Origin of the sequence: Paenibacillus sp. FSL L8-0340 (assembly GCF_038593145.1) — a bacterium.
GTDB lineage: Bacteria > Bacillota > Bacilli > Paenibacillales > Paenibacillaceae > Paenibacillus_AQ.
On sequence record NZ_CP151967.1, the window covers coordinates 5,164,791 to 5,182,757 of the forward strand.

Annotated in this window: 21 protein-coding genes; 4 read left to right on the top strand and 17 right to left on the bottom strand. The window is 50.7% G+C overall.

Going from position 1 to position 17,967, the window contains the following annotated elements:
* Positions 1 to 27 precede the first annotated feature (27 nt).
* From spoIIIAD to NST07_RS23665, 5 genes are all read right to left on the bottom strand, one after another.
* A complete protein-coding gene (gene spoIIIAD / locus NST07_RS23645) occupies positions 28 to 417 on the bottom strand; it encodes a stage III sporulation protein AD (protein ID WP_038594936.1) in 390 nt (129 codons plus the stop codon).
* Positions 418 to 426: 9 nt separating this feature from the next.
* Complete coding sequence (spoIIIAC, locus tag NST07_RS23650) at positions 427 to 630, bottom strand: stage III sporulation protein AC (protein ID WP_020426549.1); 204 nt, start codon at positions 628 to 630, stop codon at positions 427 to 429.
* 13 nt (positions 631 to 643) lie between these two features.
* Positions 644 to 1,162: a stage III sporulation protein SpoIIIAB gene (spoIIIAB, locus tag NST07_RS23655; protein WP_341094786.1), complete on the bottom strand. Its 519-nt coding sequence runs from the start codon at positions 1,160 to 1,162 to the stop codon at positions 644 to 646.
* Complete coding sequence (gene spoIIIAA / locus NST07_RS23660) at positions 1,155 to 2,156, bottom strand: stage III sporulation protein AA (protein WP_341097731.1); 1,002 nt, start codon at positions 2,154 to 2,156, stop codon at positions 1,155 to 1,157. The genes spoIIIAB and spoIIIAA overlap by 8 nt, the downstream gene beginning before the upstream one ends.
* Before the next feature lie 83 nt (positions 2,157 to 2,239).
* Entirely contained in the window at positions 2,240 to 2,482 is a 243-nt protein-coding gene (locus NST07_RS23665; protein ID WP_341097732.1) for a YqhV family protein, read from the bottom strand.
* Positions 2,483 to 2,842: 360 nt separating this feature from the next.
* Here NST07_RS23665 and NST07_RS23670 point away from each other — a divergent pair, with 360 nt between their 5' ends.
* Positions 2,843 to 3,709 carry a YitT family protein gene (locus NST07_RS23670; RefSeq protein WP_341094788.1) on the top strand — a complete coding sequence of 289 codons (867 nt, stop codon included), beginning with the start codon at positions 2,843 to 2,845 and terminating at the stop codon, positions 3,707 to 3,709.
* 75 nt (positions 3,710 to 3,784) lie between these two features.
* On the opposite strand, the gene NST07_RS23675 is transcribed toward NST07_RS23670, so the two are convergent.
* The 4 genes from NST07_RS23675 to NST07_RS23690 form a co-directional block, all read right to left on the bottom strand.
* On the bottom strand, positions 3,785 to 5,038 hold the full coding sequence (locus tag NST07_RS23675; RefSeq protein ID WP_341094789.1) for an aspartate kinase: 1,254 nt from the start codon (positions 5,036 to 5,038) through the stop codon (positions 3,785 to 3,787).
* A gap of 232 nt (positions 5,039 to 5,270) precedes the next feature.
* Entirely contained in the window at positions 5,271 to 5,828 is a 558-nt protein-coding gene (efp, locus tag NST07_RS23680) for an elongation factor P (RefSeq protein ID WP_076108880.1), read from the bottom strand.
* 45 nt (positions 5,829 to 5,873) lie between these two features.
* Positions 5,874 to 6,944, bottom strand: a complete 1,071-nt coding sequence (locus NST07_RS23685; RefSeq protein WP_341094791.1) for a Xaa-Pro peptidase family protein — start codon at positions 6,942 to 6,944, stop codon at positions 5,874 to 5,876.
* Between the two features lie 74 nt (positions 6,945 to 7,018).
* Entirely contained in the window at positions 7,019 to 7,510 is a 492-nt protein-coding gene (locus NST07_RS23690) for a YqhR family membrane protein (protein WP_341094793.1), read from the bottom strand.
* Between the two features lie 156 nt (positions 7,511 to 7,666).
* On the opposite strand from NST07_RS23690, the gene NST07_RS23695 reads away from it, so the two are divergent.
* Together NST07_RS23695 and NST07_RS23700 are read left to right on the top strand one after the other, a co-directional pair.
* Positions 7,667 to 8,668, top strand: coding sequence for a DUF1385 domain-containing protein (locus NST07_RS23695; protein WP_341094794.1), 1,002 nt, complete (start codon positions 7,667 to 7,669; stop codon positions 8,666 to 8,668).
* Positions 8,669 to 8,675: 7 nt separating this feature from the next.
* Entirely contained in the window at positions 8,676 to 9,011 is a 336-nt protein-coding gene (locus NST07_RS23700; protein ID WP_341094797.1) for a hypothetical protein, read from the top strand.
* A gap of 242 nt (positions 9,012 to 9,253) precedes the next feature.
* Here NST07_RS23700 and NST07_RS23705 read toward each other — a convergent pair whose 3' ends face one another.
* The 3 genes from NST07_RS23705 to mntR all read right to left on the bottom strand — a co-directional run bounded on the left by NST07_RS23705 (position 9,254) and on the right by mntR (position 12,576).
* Positions 9,254 to 10,201, bottom strand: coding sequence for a patatin-like phospholipase family protein (locus NST07_RS23705; RefSeq protein WP_341094799.1), 948 nt, complete (start codon positions 10,199 to 10,201; stop codon positions 9,254 to 9,256).
* A 94-nt stretch (positions 10,202 to 10,295) separates the two neighbouring features.
* Positions 10,296 to 11,972 (bottom strand): family 10 glycosylhydrolase, encoded by a 1,677-nt coding sequence (locus NST07_RS23710; protein ID WP_341094801.1) that lies wholly within the window; start codon positions 11,970 to 11,972, stop codon positions 10,296 to 10,298.
* Positions 11,973 to 12,150: 178 nt separating this feature from the next.
* A complete protein-coding gene (gene mntR / locus NST07_RS23715) occupies positions 12,151 to 12,576 on the bottom strand; it encodes a transcriptional regulator MntR (RefSeq protein ID WP_038594947.1) in 426 nt (141 codons plus the stop codon).
* A 191-nt stretch (positions 12,577 to 12,767) separates the two neighbouring features.
* Between mntR and splB the strand changes: the two genes are divergently transcribed.
* Positions 12,768 to 13,844, top strand: a complete 1,077-nt coding sequence (gene splB / locus NST07_RS23720) for a spore photoproduct lyase (protein ID WP_341379206.1) — start codon at positions 12,768 to 12,770, stop codon at positions 13,842 to 13,844.
* 1 nt (position 13,845) lies between these two features.
* Here the strand turns inward: splB and NST07_RS23725 are convergent, their stop codons facing one another.
* The 5 genes from NST07_RS23725 to NST07_RS23745 form a co-directional block, all read right to left on the bottom strand.
* On the bottom strand, positions 13,846 to 14,559 hold the full coding sequence (locus NST07_RS23725) for a cytochrome c biogenesis CcdA family protein (protein ID WP_038594949.1): 714 nt from the start codon (positions 14,557 to 14,559) through the stop codon (positions 13,846 to 13,848).
* Positions 14,560 to 14,607: 48 nt separating this feature from the next.
* Positions 14,608 to 15,411 (bottom strand): metal ABC transporter permease, encoded by an 804-nt coding sequence (locus NST07_RS23730; protein WP_341094803.1) that lies wholly within the window; start codon positions 15,409 to 15,411, stop codon positions 14,608 to 14,610.
* 204 nt (positions 15,412 to 15,615) lie between these two features.
* Positions 15,616 to 15,861 (bottom strand): hypothetical protein, encoded by a 246-nt coding sequence (locus tag NST07_RS23735; RefSeq protein ID WP_342480265.1) that lies wholly within the window; start codon positions 15,859 to 15,861, stop codon positions 15,616 to 15,618.
* A gap of 75 nt (positions 15,862 to 15,936) precedes the next feature.
* Complete coding sequence (locus NST07_RS23740; RefSeq protein ID WP_341094804.1) at positions 15,937 to 16,686, bottom strand: metal ABC transporter ATP-binding protein; 750 nt, start codon at positions 16,684 to 16,686, stop codon at positions 15,937 to 15,939.
* A 34-nt stretch (positions 16,687 to 16,720) separates the two neighbouring features.
* Complete coding sequence (locus tag NST07_RS23745; protein ID WP_341379208.1) at positions 16,721 to 17,728, bottom strand: zinc ABC transporter substrate-binding protein; 1,008 nt, start codon at positions 17,726 to 17,728, stop codon at positions 16,721 to 16,723.
* Positions 17,729 to 17,967 lie beyond the last annotated feature (239 nt).

Here is a 17,967-nt window from a genome sequence, read left to right on the forward strand (position 1 = left end):
TGGCTTCTTTTTACTACGTGTCACGGATCAGGCGGGCAGGAGCTTCATCACCGTTTCGATAATAATGCTGATGATCGGTACGGCAAGCACCATGATCAGCACCTTGCCGGTCAGCTCGATTTTGGAGGCGATGGATTCCTGTCCGGCATCACGCACAATCTGTGCTCCGAACTCCGCGATATAGGAAATTCCGATGATTTTGAATACGGTTTTGAGATAGATCATTTCCATCCCGGAGGACTCCGCCACCCGCTCGAGCGTGCCCAGAATCGTGCCGATCTTGCCTATCAGGAACAGGAAAATCAGAATGCCTGCCGCAGTCGTCAGCAGAAAGGCGAACATGGGCTTTTGTTCCTTCAGAACAAGGATCAGAACCGTTGACAGGAGCCCTATTCCTACCACTTGAATGATTTCCATAAGGCCTGCCTATTGAAAAAGAAAAATCGTTTTGATTTCCTGGAGCAGTCCGTCCAGCATGCGGATCACCATAAACAGCACAATGATGAAACCGACTATCGTCACCCAATGGGCGATGTCCTCTTTACCCATCTGTTTGAGCACCGTGTGAATCATGGCGATGATGATGCCGATGCCGGCAATCTGAAAGATCGCGTTGACTTCAATATTCATTCCTGGCACCTCGCTAAAAGATCAAAATGACGATCAATGCTCCAAGCAGCAGACCCAGGCTTTTGCTCATTTTTTCATATTTGCCCTGATCTTCTCTGGCCACTGTCTCCTCCTGCTTCAATTGCTGCAAAGCCAGCGCGATATGCGTGCTTTGATTCGACCTGTCGCTGGTGCCGAGCGTGCAGCTCAGCTGCCGGAGGATCTCCTGCTCCGTTCCCTTCAGGGAGGCGGTTTTGAAGTGGGCATCCATCGCCCGCTGGATAGCTTCCTCGGCGCTGCGGTCATGTGGCGGGCTCATCTCTTCAGCCGCTCTCATAAAAAACGCCTTCAGCGGATCCTTGGACTGCAGCCCAATCCGGCGCAGCGCTTCCGGGAGCGGGGTGAAGCCGTACAGAATCTCGGTCTCCAGCCGCTGCAGCGCTGCGATAAGGCCTCTGATGTGCCGGGGCCTGTCAGCATACTGCGCAGCCCGCTTGAACCCGGCCAGCGTACCGGCCAGCACGATCAGCACGGCTCCGAACAGCTTAAGCATGGCGGTCACCGCCCAGCCGCTCTTCAGGCGAGACCAGCAGCAGCCCGCGTTTCTGCCCGTCCAGGATGCGGAACGACAGCCCGGCGTCCGTCCGGTGCAGGATGACATAACGCTCGAACATATGATGTTCCAGCAGTCCGCCAAGGCCGGGCCGCCGGGCCAGCTCGGACACTTCCTTGCCATGGGCCGAAGCCACTACCGAGATACCGGCGTGCAGCGCTTCGGTGACGGCTTCGGCATCCTCAGGACGGCCAATTTCATCGGCGACCAGCACATCGGGCGACAGGGAGCGGATCATCATCATCATGCCTTCCGCCTTGGGACAGCCGTCGAGGATGTCCGTACGCGGACCCACGTCAAAGGCCGGGATGCCGCGGCGGCTGCCGGCGATTTCCGAACGTTCGTCGACGATGCCAACTTTCAGTCCCGGCCGGTTGCCCTCCCGCCCTCTTGGGCTCCCCGTCGAGATCTGCCTGGCGAGATCGCGCAGCAGTGTAGTCTTGCCATGCTGCGGCGGCGAGAGGATCAGCGTGTGCATGACCCGCTGCCTCCCCCTTTCCAGCAGGTAGGGCAGAATTCCGTCGGCAATGCCGGGCAGCTCACGGGCAATCCGGACATTGAAGCCGGTGATGTCCCGCAAGTGCTCCACACCGCCGCCGCTTAAGACGGTCCGGCCGGAAAGTCCAATGCGATGTCCGCCGGGGATGGTGATAAAGCCCTTGCGCAGTTCTTCTTCCATCGTATAGAGCGAATGATTGCTGATCAGGTCAAGCAGCCGGTGAGTGTCCTCTCGGCTTGGCTTGTACGCTTCTTCGGGTCTTTGGGTCAGACTGCCGTCGCCGGTGAGGAAATGATATTTGCCGGAATAGTTGATCTCCAGCGGACGCCCTTCGCGGACCCGGATTTCCTCCACCTTGTCCAGCAAATGAACAGGAAGTCCTCTCAGCAGCGCCCTTACTTTTTCGGGAAACAATAAAAGCCAGTCGTTAGCCATACAGAGTACCCCCAAGTTGTCCTCTACTTTAATAGCTTTATTCCATATTTATGCTTGTACCTGTGCTTTATGACTATCATCTATCATTTTTTCAGAATCCCGATTAAGAGAAAGGCTACCCCGCAGCCAATCCAGCCCAGCTTGCCCCAGGACAGCTCCTGCGCCATCCCTGTGAGGCCAACCGCGGTCGTTAAGACCAGTATCGTAGGTCCGACCAGAGCCAGCCCGGAATTGACCGCCAGTGCCTTGTCCACCTGATTCAGCCGCAGCATGATCAGCGCAGCCGTTATTTCCACACTGCCTGAGAGCAGCCGAAGCGCCGCCATCCAGCTCACATACTTGTCCAATCTGTTCAACTCCTTTTTTACATTTGGAAATTGAATTGCAACCTGCCAGACTTTACCCGCGGGAAAACTGCTGTTATCCATGGATATGCTGGACTTGCCTACTTTAGACAATAAGAAATGGGCGGTTTTCAATTGGAAGATGTGAAAGAAATCATAGTGAATCCCTCTATAAAAAAATATCATCAGTATGATAAAATAATTTTTGCAGTACTAAAAAAGAGGAGCTGGAAAATATAAGGGCTGCCTGTGGGATAAACTACAACCGGACTTATCGCTTCAAGCTTCTTGTTACACTTTCATAGTTGGATAAAGACATCGGAAAAAGAGGGGATTTATGTTATGCAAGTTCGTAATTTCGTAGTGCCGCTTGTTTCAAACACAGTAGCCAAACAGGTGAGGGATGTGGCCATCATTATTTTCTCGGCCTTTCTGGTGGCGAGCGGACTCCGGCTGTTCCTTATTCCTCATCAGCTGCTCAGTGGCGGGGTAGCAGGGACGGCATCCATCCTTGGTTATTTAACGAATCCGAAGTACATTTCACTGTTCTATTTTGGTATCAATCTTCCAATCCTGATCTGGGGCTTCATTGTCGTAGGGAAGAAGTATATCTGCTTAAGCATGCTTTCGGTACTGGCCACTACCTGGTTTCTGACCGTCATCCCCCTGGTGAAACTGACCAAGGACCCGATCCTTGCCAGTATCTTCGGAGGGGTAATTATTGCGGGCGGGGTAGGCTTCTCGCTTCGTGCAGGGGGTTCTTCCGGGGGTTTTGATATACTTGGTTCTATTATTACGCGCAAACACGATATTCCAATGGGGACCGTTCTCTTTGTAATGGATGGTCTGGTCATCCTTAGCCTCGGCTTCTTCAAAAGCTGGGATTCTGCCCTTTACGCTATGCTTTGTATTTTCGTCAAGAGCCGTGTAGTCGATATGATCCACAGCCGCCACATTAAGCTGACCTGCTTCATCGTCACGAAAGAGCGGGAAAAAATGCTGACCCGCCTCAAGCTCCTGCCTCACGGCGTTACTGTCGTCAATGCGGAAGGCGGCTACAGCCATGAAGGCAATACAATGCTGATGACTGTAACGACCCGATATGAGCTTGCCGAACTGAGAAAAACGATTCTGGAAACCGATCCAAAGTCCTTCGTCAACGTCCTGGAGACCGTAGAGATTGTCGGCCGGTTCCGGCGTCTCGGATAACAGCAGCGGAAAGCTGCACATAACAAAAAGTCCTATTCTCCACTTTTATAGCGGGAATAGGACTTTTTTTGTTATTTAGCGGCGGTCCTGCGGACCGCCGACGAAGGCTTGCTCCTCTGTATCCAGATTGTAGGCGGTATGAAGCGCCTGAATGATCTGCTGCAGATTGCCGGATTCAATCACGCAAGATACCTTGATCTCGGAGGTGCTGACCATCTTAATGCTTACGCCCTTTTGGGAAATGACCTCAAACATTTGCGCGGCCACACCCGGATGGCTGACCATGCCTGCGCCTACGATCGATACTTTGACGAGATTATCCTCTGAAGTGACTTCACGGTAGGGCAGTGCGCTGTGCAGCCCCTCGATCACTTCCTTGGCCCGTGATAGCTCGCTAAGCGCCACCGTAAAGGAGAAATCCGCTTTCTCATTCTGCACGCCGCTCTGTACGATAATATCTACGTCAACGCCTTCTTCGGCCAGCTTGCCGAACACTTGGGCCAATACGCCGGGAAAATCAGGCACTCCCAGAATACTGATCCGGGCCACGTTCTTGTCATAGGCAATTCCACTAACTACTACTCCCTGCTCCATGCTCGCTTCCTCCTTCACCACAGTACCTTCATTATGATTAAAGCTCGATCTGACGACCAGCTTCACTTGATATCGTTTGGCATATTCCACGGCGCGCGGATGTAGTACTGCCGCTCCCAGGTTGGCCAGCTCCAGCATCTCATCATAAGAGATTTCCTTCAGCTTGCGCGCTCTCTTCACGATACGCGGATCTGTGGAGTAGATGCCATCCACATCCGTGTAAATTTCGCATACATCCGCTTTGATGGCGGCTGCCAGTGCTACGGCTGTCGTATCCGAACCTCCGCGGCCCAGCGTGGTAATTTCGCCGCTCTGGGTCATCCCCTGGAATCCGGCTACAATGACGATCTGCTCGCGCTCCAGTGACTCCAGTACGCGCTGTGGATCAATTTCATTGATCCGTGCCCGGCCGTGAGTCTCATCGGTGACGAAGCCGGCCTGCCAGCCTGTATACGATACGGCACTGCGTCCGATTCCGTGCAATGCGATGGAAAGAAGCGCAACAGAGATTTGTTCCCCCGTCGTCATCAGCATATCCATTTCACGTGCGGGCGGCTGAGCGTTCAGCTGCTTCGCCTGATCAATTAGATCATCCGTGGTGTCCCCCATGGCGGATACAACCACAACACAGCGGTGCCCTTCATCCTGCTTGTCTGCGATGCGTTTGGCGACACGCTGCATGCGTTCAATATCGCCGACGGAGCTGCCTCCGAATTTCATGACATAAAGTGACAAAGTCCCATTCACTCCCTATTTCGCTCTATGTAGTAGCTTATATTTGATTTCCCGCTTTAAACCAGTATAATACGAAAACCATATCATGCGTTAATGGTTTCACAAAAAAAGCGTCCAATTTCCGTTTCTTTCCGTGATTTACCAGCTGCCTTTACCCGGATAGCCAAAAGCCTCCCCCGCAGGATGCAAGGGAGGCCGGTTGGTATAAATGTAAGTTAAGGCAGGGCAAATCTTACGCGCGGGAGATGTATTTACCTTCGCGGGTATCAATCAGAAGAACATCGTTTTCATTAATGAAAAGAGGAACCTGAACGTTCAATCCGGTTTCTACCTTAGCAAATTTAGTAGCGCCCTGAGCCGTGTTGCCCTTGATGCCCGGCTCTGTTTCTACAACCTTCAGCTCAACGCTGGTAGGCAGGTTGATTCCGAGAATTTCGCCCTGGTAGCTGACGATGTTCACCGTCATGTTTTCTTTAAGGAAATTAAGCTCCCATTCCAATTGCTTAGCAGACAATTCGAATTGATCATAAGTTTCGTTATCCATAAATACATGGTCTGCACCGCTGGCATACAGATATTGCACACCACGGTTCTCGATGATCGCACGGCCAATAGTTTCACCTGCACGGAATGTACGTTCTACTGTGTTGCCGTTGCGCAAATTCTTCAGTTTGGAGCGGACAAATGCCGCACCTTTACCTGGTTTAACGTGCTGGAAATCAAGTACAGTAAAGATGTCGCCTTCTACCTCTACGGTCAAGCCTGTTTTGAAATCGTTAACTGAAATCACAAAAAATCCCTCCTGGAATCAATAATTTACCTGTTCAAGCGATCCTTACAATACCGTATAATCTTTGGACGAATGTGTGAGAAGCGAAATACCGCTGTCTGTAATCACGATGTCGTCCTCAATGCGCACACCGCCGAGGCCTTCCAAATAAATGCCCGGCTCCACGGTTACTACCATACCCGGCTGCATAATTTCATCAGCAAGCTTGGACAACCGCGGCCATTCATGGACTTCCATGCCAAGGCCATGGCCTGTGCTGTGGCCGAAATATTCCCCATAACCATAACGGGTGATAATGTCACGCGCCAAAGCGTCGCACTCCCGTCCGGTCATACCCGGCTTGATGTTAGCCAGCGTGTGCAGCTGCGCTTCAAGTACAATATCATAGATTTCTTTCAGCTTGGGATCCGGAGTTCCCAGCGCAATGGTGCGGGTTACGTCCGAGCAGTAGCCGTCCAGCAGCGCACCGAAATCGAAGGTTACGAATTCGTTGTTCTGGATGACCTTGCTGCTTGCCACACCATGAGGCATTGCCGAACGTTCACCGGAAGCCACAATGGTGTCAAACGATGAAGAAGTAGCCCCATGGGTACGCATGTAGAATTCCATTTCCAGATCTACATCACGCTCGGTCATGCCGGGCTTGATCACATTCAGAATATGGCTGAATGTTGCATCTGCCAGATCCGCTGCCCGCTGCATGACGGCCAGCTCCTCCTTGTCCTTGAACATGCGCAGGTTCTCAACTGCTTTGGAGACTGGAACCAGTGCCGCCGGCTGCAGAGCCGCAGCATATGCGGTGTAAGCACTGAAGGTTACATCATCCTGTTCAAAGCCGACACGGACATTACCGCCCTGCGGCAGCAGCTCGCGTACAGTGTCAATGAATTTCGCACCATGCTGAACCACTTTAAGTCCGTTCACCTGCTCTGCAGCCTGTGTCATGTACCTAAAGTCGGTCAGCAGATAACTGTCATCACCGGTCACCAGTACATAACCGGAAGAGCCGGTAAATCCGCTCAAATAACGGCGGTTGATGCCGCTGGTTATTAACATCGCATCCAATCCTTGTTCCTGCAAAACCGTACGCAGCTTGGAGACGCGCTCGTTGCCCATTTTCATTCTCCTCTCGAAATAGCCACATTGTATTTTAACATAGGGTCATGCCCTTGAGAAGTTTTTTCGGGCCATTAAGCCAGGCTTGTCTGCTGCTCACGTTTCCGCTCATCCGTATACTCGATCGCCGCAGTATAGCCGATGAACAAACCCCAGAGTAAAAAGATACAAAATTCACTGATTACAGAGTTCCACGGAAGCCTGAACGGAGGCTGCATGAGAAATTGCCACGACCCGGCAAGAAAGATTGCGGACCAGCACAGAACACCGTAAATCATCCCCGGCCAGGGGCCCTTCAGCTTGCGGAAGATCAGCACATAAAAGAGTGATGCTGCTACCGAGAACACGATAAAAGACAGGTATCCGGCCAAATGTCCGGCTGCTGTCATCAGAAATTCATGTTTAAAGAAAGGCTCGGCCAAAAAACCCGGAAGAACCTTGGTAAAATGAAAGGCATACATCAGCCAGCGGATCCCTCCCCAGATTATTCCGGCAAAAAAGCCCAGTTCAACGGCAAAATAAAAAGGGTTCGTATGTTGCGATTTTTGCTTTCCTGCATTATTCATCTTACTGCCTCACTTTCAATATATGGATTGCTTTTCGGCCCCTCCGCTCTCTAAATGCTAGTATGCACAGGAAAAGGCAATCCAACTAGCAATGTGGGCATAAATTAGTTACAATGTATTATATAAATCATATTAATACATGGGAAGGTGAATTGGTTGTCCCAAGAAACTCCAAGTTACGGCGGCCAAGCCGTTATTGAAGGCGTCATGTTCGGCGGCAAGCATATCAACGTAACAGCCGTAAGAAGGAAAAATCAGGAAATCACATTTTTGGAGGTGCCGAGAAGCGATAAGAGCTGGGTCGTTAAACTGCGCAAGATTCCGCTGCTTCGCGGCATTGTCAGTATTATAGATTCCAGCGCCAAAGGCTCCAAACATCTGAATTACTCAGCGGAATCGTATGCCGAGGATGAAACAGAGCCGGAAGAGCTTGCCAAGCAGCAGAAAGAAAAAGAAAAGAAGAAGGATGAGGGCTGGAGCCTCGGCATGATTTTTGGCGTGGCGGTTATGGGTATTCTCTCCTTTCTCTTCGGCAAGGTAATATTTACGCTGGTGCCGGTATTCGTTGAAGATTTTTTATTCGGCAATGCATTTGATAACTATGTTCTGCACAACCTCGTAGAAGGTGCGATCAAGCTGGTTCTTCTGCTCGTTTATTTATGGGCTATCTCGCAGACCCCGGTGGTCAAGCGGTTGTTCCAGTATCACGGAGCCGAGCATAAGGTCATCAGTGCCTTTGAAGCCGGTGAGGAATTGACTGTTCAGAATGTACAGAAGTACAGCCGCCTGCATTACCGTTGTGGAAGCAGCTTTATGATGCTGACCATTGTGCTGGGTGTAATCATTTACTCCGTTGTCCCTTGGGATAACCTTACCCAGCGCGTACTGCAGCGGATTATTCTCCTTCCTGTCGTCATTGGCGTATCGTTTGAAGTGCTGAAGGGCACCAACGCTGTACGGGACATTCCGGGTCTCAAGTATTTAGGTTATCCTGGGCTGTGGCTGCAGCTGCTCACCACTAAGGAACCAAAGGATGATATGGTGGAAGTCTCCATCGCCTCGTTCAACCGGATGCGGGAGCTTGATGCCGCAATTGAAGCAGGGGAATATACAGAAGTGAGAGTGTCAGGCGGCATATTGGATCCTGCGAAAGGATGAGTGGCCTATGAGGCATGCTATAATTTTTTGGATTTCGGTATCGCTTGCGGTACTGGGTCTCGTTACAGGAATGTTGAGTGATGTTTTCGGAACGTTGTCGGTATTCCTTTTTCCTTTGGTATTACTCGGTCTGCTCTATTACGGGTACAAGATGACACCGGCTGGAAAAACACGGACTCCCGGCAGACCGCGCACAAAAGTAAAGCCTTCACAGAAAACCATGTCTAAAGTGGCCGGGGTACGCAAAGCCCAAACCGCACCCGGTAAACGCAAAAGCTATCCGTTCCAGGTTATCGAGGGCAGTAAGGGTAAAAGCGACGATCAGCTTCCAAAGTATCATTAACAGGTTCTTGCTGCTCAAGCAAAAACTGTAAGCACAAGTGGAAACGGCTTTGCCGTCCTCAAAAGGACGGTATCCGTTTCAGCGAGAAATAGAAGGATAATTTATAGCGTGAAACATATAAATTCTTATCTTTTCAAAAAGGCATCTCCACGTTGCATAACTGACGTGTGGGATGCCTTTTTTAATATAGTTGCTGGGGTGGGAAGATGGGGGCTCGGGGAGAGAGGGTTCCCTATTGAGACTCACTGGGTGAGCTTGTGAACGGGCGGCCTCCAGTTTTTGAAGAACTCCTCCCCCGCCTTATATCCCGCCGCGTACAGATCATCACCCTGCACCGGGGAAATATGAAAACTGGTTGTAGAAATCCCCAGTGTCGGAATTTTGACCGTCCGCACAAGTTTCTCTGTTTCGATATAACGTTCATCATGGGCCGACAGCATGGTCCCTACCAGTGCCTGCAGCATACTAAAGGGACCGGTGATCCGGTGAGGCTGGGGATCCGTCCTCCCGATCAGCTGATAGCCGACTGTAGGGATGTTGTGCCCCGGACTTATAAAACCTGCTTGTTTCTCATCGAACAGCCATAACGGAAAATTGCTGAGCAGTCCTCCGTCGACGAAATAAACGAATTGTTCAGTGAATGACTTCCCCCGGGCAGCCTGCCCGCTTAAACGCAGCATAACCGGGTCGAAAAAATAAGGAATGCTGCAGCTCATGCGGACTGCCTTGGCGACTTCAAACCCGCCTGGGGTTATGCCGTATTCCTCCAGTCCGTCCGGAAGGACAACAATTCGTCCGTTCGAGATATCTGAAGTAATGATGGACAGCTTCCCGCGCGGTAAATCGCTGAAGGTGACAATGCCTTTCTCCCGCAAAATGCCGCGGATCCAGGATTCCAGCGCCTCTCCCGAGTACAGGCCTTTTTTAATCATCACCCGCAGTGCAGGACCTATGTAAGCTGTATTGTACAACGCTCCCCGTTTCAAAAAAGAAGAAAAAGAAGTTCCTTTTATAATCCGGCTCATGGCTTCACCGTTATAACCTGCAGCCAGCATCGAGGCGATAATGGAACCCGAGGAGGTTCCGGCTACTTTACGGAAGGTGCGGCCCGCATGTTCCGTCGCCTCTACCGCTCCTGCGAGCGATATTCCCTTTACCCCACCGCCTTCAAACACAGCATTAATCTCCATACAGAGTTTACCCCCGTTCCATAGATCCTATTGCTTATCTATGAGCACGGGGGAAGTTTCATGACTTCTTATGATTGCAATTGCCGGTAATTCATCAGGATTTGAAATAGAACGTCAATAAGCTGGAGAGTCCGAACGGATCACGCACAACTATATCATTCGCACGGAACATAATGCTTCCGGCAACCTCATCGTACTGTTCGTTATATTTGAGCTGGTTGATGATTTGCTCTCCGCTCTGCCATTCGGCCTTCTGATCACTTGCTCCAACCTTATAAGCTGCCTGGCCAATGTACAGCTTCACTCCGGTACCCTTAACTTCATTTACCCACCAGTCTACCAGCTTGTCATAGCGGGCTGCGGAGAAGGATAAACTCCAGTAAATCTGCGGTGCAATATAATCGATCCAGCCATTTTTGATCCATGTCCGGGTATCTGCATACATGTTATCATAGGCCGATACGCCTGCCGTTGTGTCCGATCCGGTACTGTCGGCCTTCTTGTTGCGCCATACGCCAAACGGGCTTACACCGTAAGAAACATCAGATTTCGCGCTGTGAATCTCCCGGCCAAGCTGGCGAATAAATTCATTGATGTTGTCCCGCCGCCAATCCCCTTTACTAGAGATAGCCTTGGCGTTATATGTATTGAACGCCGCGTCATCGGCGAAAGAGCCGGAGGGATAAAAGTAGTCATCCAAATGCACACCATCAATGTCGTAGCCTTTGACAACCTCCATCACCGTGTCGATAATATGCTGGCGCGCCTCGGGAATCCCCGGATTAATGTACAGCTTGTTCTCTGCATTTACGATCCATTCCGGATGGGCCTTGGCTACATGATTGCTGGCAAGGCTTGAAGTGCTGGCATCCGTGGTTGCACGGAACGGGTTGAACCAGGCATGAAACTCCATGCCGCGTTCATGTGTACTGCTAACCATGTACTCCAGCGGATCATAACCGGGATTTTTCCCCTGCGTTCCCGTTAACACCTTGGACCAGGGAACAAGCACCGAAGGATACAGGCTGTCCCCTGACGGTCTGACCTGGACAAATACGGCGTTATAGCCAGTGGCCTGCAGCTTGTCCAGCATCGTGCTGAACTCTTTCTTCTGTTTGTCGGCATTGTTCGCCGAAGAAGTCGACGGCCAATCCAGATTAAATACGGTGGAGATCCAGGCACCTTTCATCGCCTTGCCTGTTTTTGCTCCCGGAATGGACGGGATTTCAGGAACGGTTGGCTTCGGCACCGTTGGCGTTGGCACGGTAGGTGTTGGCACCTCAGGCGTTGCCGGTGTAGTTGGAACCGAAGGGGTCCCAGGACTGATAATTTCGGTATTCGAGTACAGGGCGATATTATTTGCTGCCTTATTCCAGGCCACCTGTAGCCCAAGCTGTTCGCCTACAAAACGAAGCGGCACCATCACCCGGCCCTGCCGGCTCTGAACCGATGTTTCAAGGCTGATAGAAGCTCCGTCCACGAGGGCCGTTGTGCTGCCGCTGGTCAGCTTCAGCACGGTGTTCCCTTTGCTGATCGTGGCCGTCTTGCTGCTCTGGTTCCAATCCACTATCGCGCCAAGTCCCCTGCTGACTACAGCCACAGGCACTAGCGTTACATTGGAAGCGGTAATGTACGGCGGCACATCACTGCTCAATGTTTCCCCATCCAGCTCAATCGTAATCGGCACCGCTGCCGCACGGACACCGGGTAACCCTACAGACAGGCACAAGACAAAAACCAGCAATCCTACAATCCATTTACGGTAATTCATAATTCCTCCCAGGTTTACATTCTGAAATGTGTATAAACAAAAAGAAACGGCCCTCTCGTCCTTAAATAAGGGAGACGGCCGTTTGCTTTGGAAACGGGGTCATAGAAAAAAAGAACGTTACCCGTTTTGACGTAAAAAAACTGGAAAAGTTGCGCAAAGCAAGAAAAATCTGCTTCGTTTAAGAATCGCTGACCAGCTCATGGTGAATATCGTATAAGGTCTGGAGACGTGCTTCATCGCGCCGGAAATATTCCACCAGCGTTTCAATCCGCGTGATAGAATCCCAGCTCAAATGATGTTCGATGCCTTCCACATCCTTATAAATATGCTCCTGCTGTACTCCGATCAGGCCAAGAAACTCCTCCAGCAGCTGATGACGGTCAACGAGACGTTTTCCTACTTTTTTACCTTTGCTCGTTAGGACAAGCCCACGATATTTCTCATAGATGAGATAGTCGTCCTTATCCAGTTTTTGGATCATCTTGGTTACAGAGGAGGGGTGTACTTCCAGTCCCTCGGCAATATCCGAAACCCGCGCATATCCTTTCTCGTCGATGAGCTTGTATATGCGCTCCAAATAATCCTCCATGCTGGGTGTTGGCATTCAAGTTTACCTCTTTTCTATAATGAGCGTGGCGCGGGGGCCAACCTTGCTCTAACAATGATACATGTTTCTGCCGCTCTTTGGCAAGTCCTCCGGCCCCTTGTTGCCCTGCATAGCGATGTTTACCATGATTTTATTCCGCCCTTAACCGGCACAATAACGATATCCTCATCCCTAAGGAGCGTGAACCCATGACTGTAGTAACGCCCGAACGTCCCTCGGCCAAAAGACAGAAAAAGCCGACCGGTCTTTTCATTCCAGAGCTGGTTTTTTTCGAGCCGGATTCGCTTAATTATCCCAAAGGAGTACAGATTATGGAATGGGTCAAAGCCCAGAACATCCCCTATCGCATGACGACCTCGCATAACCGTATTACGAACCTGCCCGGCGAAACCGAGGTTGAGCAATACAAAATCGCCAAAAGAACACTGGTGGTCGGCCTGCGCAAAACGTTAACCTTTGACCAGTCCAAGCCGTCTGCGGATTATGCGATTCCGATTGCCACCGGCTGTATGGGACATTGCCATTATTGTTATTTGCAAACCACGCTGGGGGCCAAGCCCTATATCCGTGTCTATGTGAATACCGGGGACGTCATCGAAGCCGCTAAAAAATATCTCCAAGAGCGCGCTCCGGAAATCACTACCTTTGAAGCCGCCTGTACTTCCGATCCGCTCGGGTTGGAGCATATTACCGGCTCCCTGACGGAGCTGATCAACTTCATGGCCGCAGAGCCGCTCGGGCGGCTGCGTTTTGTAACCAAATACCAGCATGTTGAGCCGCTGCTTCAACTGAAGCATAACGGCCATACACGAATCCGTTTCAGTGTGAATGCCGACTATGTCATCAAGAACTTCGAGCCGGCTACTTCGCGGTTTGAGGAGCGGATTGAGGCTGCGGGAAAAGTAGCCCGGGCCGGATATCCGCTGGGCTTTATCATCGCACCGATTATCTGGCATGACGGCTGGGAAGAAGGCTATGCGGAACTGCTGGAGAAACTGGCCAAAACCCTTCCGACAGATGTGGGCAAAGGATTGACTTTTGAGATGATTCAGCACCGTTTCACCAAAACGGCCAAAACCGTGATCGAGAAACGTTACCCCAAATCAAAGCTGGAGATGGATATCGAAAAGCGCAAAAAGAAATGGGGCCGCTGGGGCCAAAATAAATATGTGTACCCCGATGAACAACAAACCGCCCTGCGGGAGTTCATCACAGAGCGGATTTTTGAACATTTCCCGGAAGCGGGAATTGATTATTTTACCTAAGCTAGAAGATTAGCCAGTCCGGCGTGACTCCCTGCAGCCAGATCGTTATCCGGAACATTTGATCTGTAAACAGCAAAACCCCCATTAAGACCATTAGTGCGCCACCGATCTTCATCAGCACATTGGAATATTTCAGGATTTTTCTCGCCCCGCCCAGGAAGAAGGCCAGTGCGAAAAACGGCAAGGCGAAGCCGATACTGTATGCGGTAATCATCGTAAACCAAGTTCCCGGATCACTGGCAGACAGCGCGATGATTGCCGTCAGAATCGGCCCGATGCAAGGTGACCAGCCCGCGGAAAAGCCGATGCCAAAAATAAAGGAGCCGGCGTAACCCGCCGGTTTCCATTTCAAATCAAGCTTGCGTTCCCGCAGCAGAAACTGTGGCTGAAAAATCCCCAGCAGGAACAGTCCCATCACAATGATTAGGATAGCCGACAATTGGCGGATCAGATCACGCTGCCCGTTGAAAAATTGCCCGAACAGCCCGGCCCCAAAGCCGAGCGTATAAAAGACTACTGAAAACCCCAGGATAAAAGCCAGCGTATGCGACAGGGTGCGGAAACGTACCTCTTTGCTGTTACTGCCACTCTTTAGCTGCTGCACGGACAACCCGGTAATATAAGATAAGTACGAAGGATAAAGCGGCAGACAGCAAGGTGATATAAACGACGCCACACCAGCGGCAAAAGCAATTCCTGCATTCAGGTTCGACAAAGCGGCAGCTCTCCTTCCGGGTTCAGGGTCACTTTGCTAGTTACATTCTTAAGAGGGTAATCCTTTTTTGCCGATCAGTGTAAGGGTCAGCAGGGCAATAAGCAGTAGAACGATTGTTGCCCCAGGCGCCAGATTCCAGACCCCCGCAACTACCAGACCTCCCACAACAGCAATCTCGGCAATGATAACCGACAGTACAACCGAAGACTTAAAGCTGCGTGACAGCAGCAGACTAATCGCCACCGGAATCGTCAGCAGCGCAGACACGAGCAGCGAACCGACAATCTTAATGGCCGTACTGATCACAAGCGCCGTAAGCACCGTAATGAGCATGTTGAGCAGCTTCACGGGCAGGCCGCTGACACTCGCCGCATCCTCCTCAAAGCTGAGCAGAAAAAACTCCTTGAAAAACAGCGTCACGACTACAACTACGGCAATCGTCACGATACCCACTACAATCAGATCGGTATTATTGAGCGTATAGATACTCCCGAACAGATAGCTCATCACATCCGCATTATACCCTTTGCCTAAGGTGAAAAAGAGTGAAGCCAGCGCTACCCCACCTGACATAATAATTGCGATGGACAGCTCAGCGTAGCTCTTGTACGCCTTGCGCAGCTTTTCGATGGCAAAGGAGGCCACCACCGCAAAAATCAGACCTGCCCCCAGCGGATAAAACCCGGTCAGGAAGCCCAGCGCCACACCTGCGATGGTCACATGGGCCAACGTGTCTCCGATCATCGACAATCGTCTGAGCACAAGAAAAACGCCTATAAGCGGCGCGGTAATGCCGATCATCAGCCCGCCCGCAAGCGCCCGCTGAAAAAAGTCACTGAATAGAATTTCCAAGATATATTCTCCTCTGAATTTCGATAGATCTATTTTTAGAAGCTTCAAACCAAATTTCAAACAATTACGACCCCTCCCAAACCCTCCCTTCCAAGGGAGGGCCCCAAGGGCTCTGCCCTCTGGACACCCGCTTAAGTGCAGCTGGCGTGGGAGAAGTGTATTGCGGTATCTGGTGATTGCGGAGGAATGAACGCTTTTCCTCCCTTACGGGACACGCTTTACCGGTGCGGGATCTGGGTACGGAATAAAGGCTAAGGTCAAAAGCCTGGTCATCATTGTACAATGGATGACCAACGGTAAACCTGCTTGTTTCAGCGGAGAAGAGCAACCTACTGCAGATGATACAATAGATTGCTCACTTTTGGCGCTGATATGGAATTCTGTTGCATTTAGTTGCTGGTTGAGTTGCTGATGCAACAGACTGATGGTTAACGGTACGGTATCCGGCATATTGTATTTACTGCAGCTATTTAGTATGTCAGCGACTGGTATGAAGTATTAAGTGTATTTGTGTGCAGCCCCGGATCAGGTAAGTGTATGCTGCAGGTTCTCCACGGCGCAATCCTGAACGTCATGAGAGTGGCGGCAGTAGAAATTGATTTTGCCGTTTTTCTGAACCGGCTCCTGCCCCAGATAATTTTTGATCATGTCGATGTCATGCGACACCATCAGGAAAGTCATATGATGATGGGCATGCATATGCAGAATGAGGTCGAAAAACCCGGCTTGCGTTTCGGCATCAATCCCCACGGTAGGTTCGTCCAAAATGAGCAAATCCGGATGATTGATCAGCGCACGGGCCAGGAATACACGCTGCTGTTGACCGCCGGACAGCTGACCAACTCTTTTCTCAGCAATATCCTGAATCCGCATTACCTCAAGGGCGTCCTCACACTGGCGCTGCTGCGCTTTGGACACTCTGCGGATCAGATTCTTATTGTTGTACAAGCCGGACAGCACGACTTCACGGACCGTTGCCGGGAACAAGGGGTTGAAAGCATTTTTTTGCGGGACATAGCCGATGCGCTCCCAATCCTTAAACTTGCGGACAGACTGGCCAAATAATTTAATATCTCCGCTGGTTGCGGGCAGGAGCCCGACGATCATCTTCAGCAAGGTTGTTTTGCCGGCGCCGTTGGAACCGATAATTCCCAGGAAGTCCCGTTCCTTCACGGTGTAATTCAGATTGGAAATCACCTTCTGCTCTCCGTAAGAGAAGGAAAGATCCTGTATCTCGATCATATGCTGATGGCAGTCCAAGGATACCGATTGCATTGTGAAGTACCGCCTTTCACTTATACTTTCCTTACTATTGTAAAGCCAGAATTAGATTTTGCAAATTTTTCTCCATTAATGTGAAATAGTTGTCTCCATTCTTGTCCTGTTCGGTGGTAAGTCCCTCAACCGGATTTAGCACCATCGTCTCCACACCGGCTTCACCAGCCAAGGTTTTGGCCAGCTTGTCAGAAACCAGTTCCTCGAAGAAGATATAACGGATGCCTTCCTCTTTTACCAAAGCCGCCAGATCCAGCAAATCCTGCCCGCGTGGTTCCGCATCCGGGGACAAGCCCATGATGGCATGTTGTTTCAAACCATAATCACGCGCGAGATAAGCAAACGCCTGGTGGGACACGACGATTTCTTTATTCGGCAGCTTGGCAAGCTCTGTCGTAAACTTGCTATCCAGCGCCTGCAAGCGCTCTGTAAGTTTGTTATAACGTTCCTCATAACCAGATTTATGCTCAGGATCGACGGACTGGAGGCTCTCTTTAATGTTCTCAGCCATCACAAGCGCGGATTTTGGACTTACCCAGGTATGGGGATCCGTATGCAGGCTGTCGGTGCCTGTTTCTTCGGAATGCTCTTCATCCGCATGTCCCTCACCTTCATGCGCATGTTCCTCGCCTCCATGATCATGCCCGTCTTCTTCATCCGTCATAATATAATTGACGCCTTTGCTGACTTCAACAGCCTTGGCTTTACTGTCGCTGTTGAGGCTTTTAAGGAAGTTCGGCACCCAGCCTTCAAGTCCGGCACCATTGTACAGAAACAGCTGGGCTTTGGAAGTATTGATGATATCCTGGCTGCGCGGGGTCCAATCATGAGGCTCCACACCGACCGGAAGCAGATTAATGACATTGGCATCTTCCCCGCCAATTTCTTTGGCAAATTCATATATAGGATAAAAAGTAGTGACTACATTCACTTTACCCTCAACGATACTCCCGCTGCTCTTGGGACCGCAGGCCGCAAGCGTTAGGATTACCAGCAGAGCAAGCACCAGCAGCAGCCCTCTGTGTGGTTTTGTTAAAGACATAATTGCTATCGACTCCTTAAATCGTAAATTTTACTATGAGAATTATAATAGTAATGGTTACGATAAGTCAACTCTCATGTTCTCCCGGACGTTCTGCTGCCAGAGTCAAATACAGCTTCAAAGCTTCATGTATCCCATGTATCCATCACAAAAAGGAACGCCCGCAGCCATTGCTGGCGTGCATGCGTTCCCTTGCAGACGTTCGGCGGGTCAGTTGAATTTGCCCATTTAGACCCGTT

What these genes read in the sequence shown, in the direction of transcription:
- spoIIIAD (WP_038594936.1), bottom strand. Translation starts at nt 417, where the DNA reads ATGGAAATCATTCAAGTGGTAGGAATAGGGCTCCTGTCAACGGTTCTG.
- spoIIIAC (WP_020426549.1), bottom strand. Translation starts at nt 630, where the DNA reads ATGAATATTGAAGTCAACGCGATCTTTCAGATTGCCGGCATCGGCATC.
- spoIIIAB (WP_341094786.1), bottom strand. Translation starts at nt 1,162, where the DNA reads ATGCTTAAGCTGTTCGGAGCCGTGCTGATCGTGCTGGCCGGTACGCTG.
- spoIIIAA (WP_341097731.1), bottom strand. Translation starts at nt 2,156, where the DNA reads ATGGCTAACGACTGGCTTTTATTGTTTCCCGAAAAAGTAAGGGCGCTG.
- NST07_RS23665 (WP_341097732.1), bottom strand. Translation starts at nt 2,482, where the DNA reads ATGGCGGCGCTTCGGCTGCTCTCAGGCAGTGTGGAAATAACGGCTGCG.
- NST07_RS23670 (WP_341094788.1), top strand. Translation starts at nt 2,843, where the DNA reads ATGCAAGTTCGTAATTTCGTAGTGCCGCTTGTTTCAAACACAGTAGCC.
- NST07_RS23685 (WP_341094791.1), bottom strand. Translation starts at nt 6,944, where the DNA reads ATGGGCAACGAGCGCGTCTCCAAGCTGCGTACGGTTTTGCAGGAACAA.
- NST07_RS23690 (WP_341094793.1), bottom strand. Translation starts at nt 7,510, where the DNA reads ATGAATAATGCAGGAAAGCAAAAATCGCAACATACGAACCCTTTTTAT.
- NST07_RS23700 (WP_341094797.1), top strand. Translation starts at nt 8,676, where the DNA reads ATGAGGCATGCTATAATTTTTTGGATTTCGGTATCGCTTGCGGTACTG.
- NST07_RS23705 (WP_341094799.1), bottom strand. Translation starts at nt 10,201, where the DNA reads ATGGAGATTAATGCTGTGTTTGAAGGCGGTGGGGTAAAGGGAATATCG.
- NST07_RS23710 (WP_341094801.1), bottom strand. Translation starts at nt 11,972, where the DNA reads ATGAATTACCGTAAATGGATTGTAGGATTGCTGGTTTTTGTCTTGTGC.
- mntR (WP_038594947.1), bottom strand. Translation starts at nt 12,576, where the DNA reads ATGCCAACACCCAGCATGGAGGATTATTTGGAGCGCATATACAAGCTC.
- splB (WP_341379206.1), top strand. Translation starts at nt 12,768, where the DNA reads ATGACTGTAGTAACGCCCGAACGTCCCTCGGCCAAAAGACAGAAAAAG.
- NST07_RS23735 (WP_342480265.1), bottom strand. Translation starts at nt 15,861, where the DNA reads ATGCCGGATACCGTACCGTTAACCATCAGTCTGTTGCATCAGCAACTC.
- NST07_RS23740 (WP_341094804.1), bottom strand. Translation starts at nt 16,686, where the DNA reads ATGCAATCGGTATCCTTGGACTGCCATCAGCATATGATCGAGATACAG.
- NST07_RS23745 (WP_341379208.1), bottom strand. Translation starts at nt 17,728, where the DNA reads ATGTCTTTAACAAAACCACACAGAGGGCTGCTGCTGGTGCTTGCTCTG.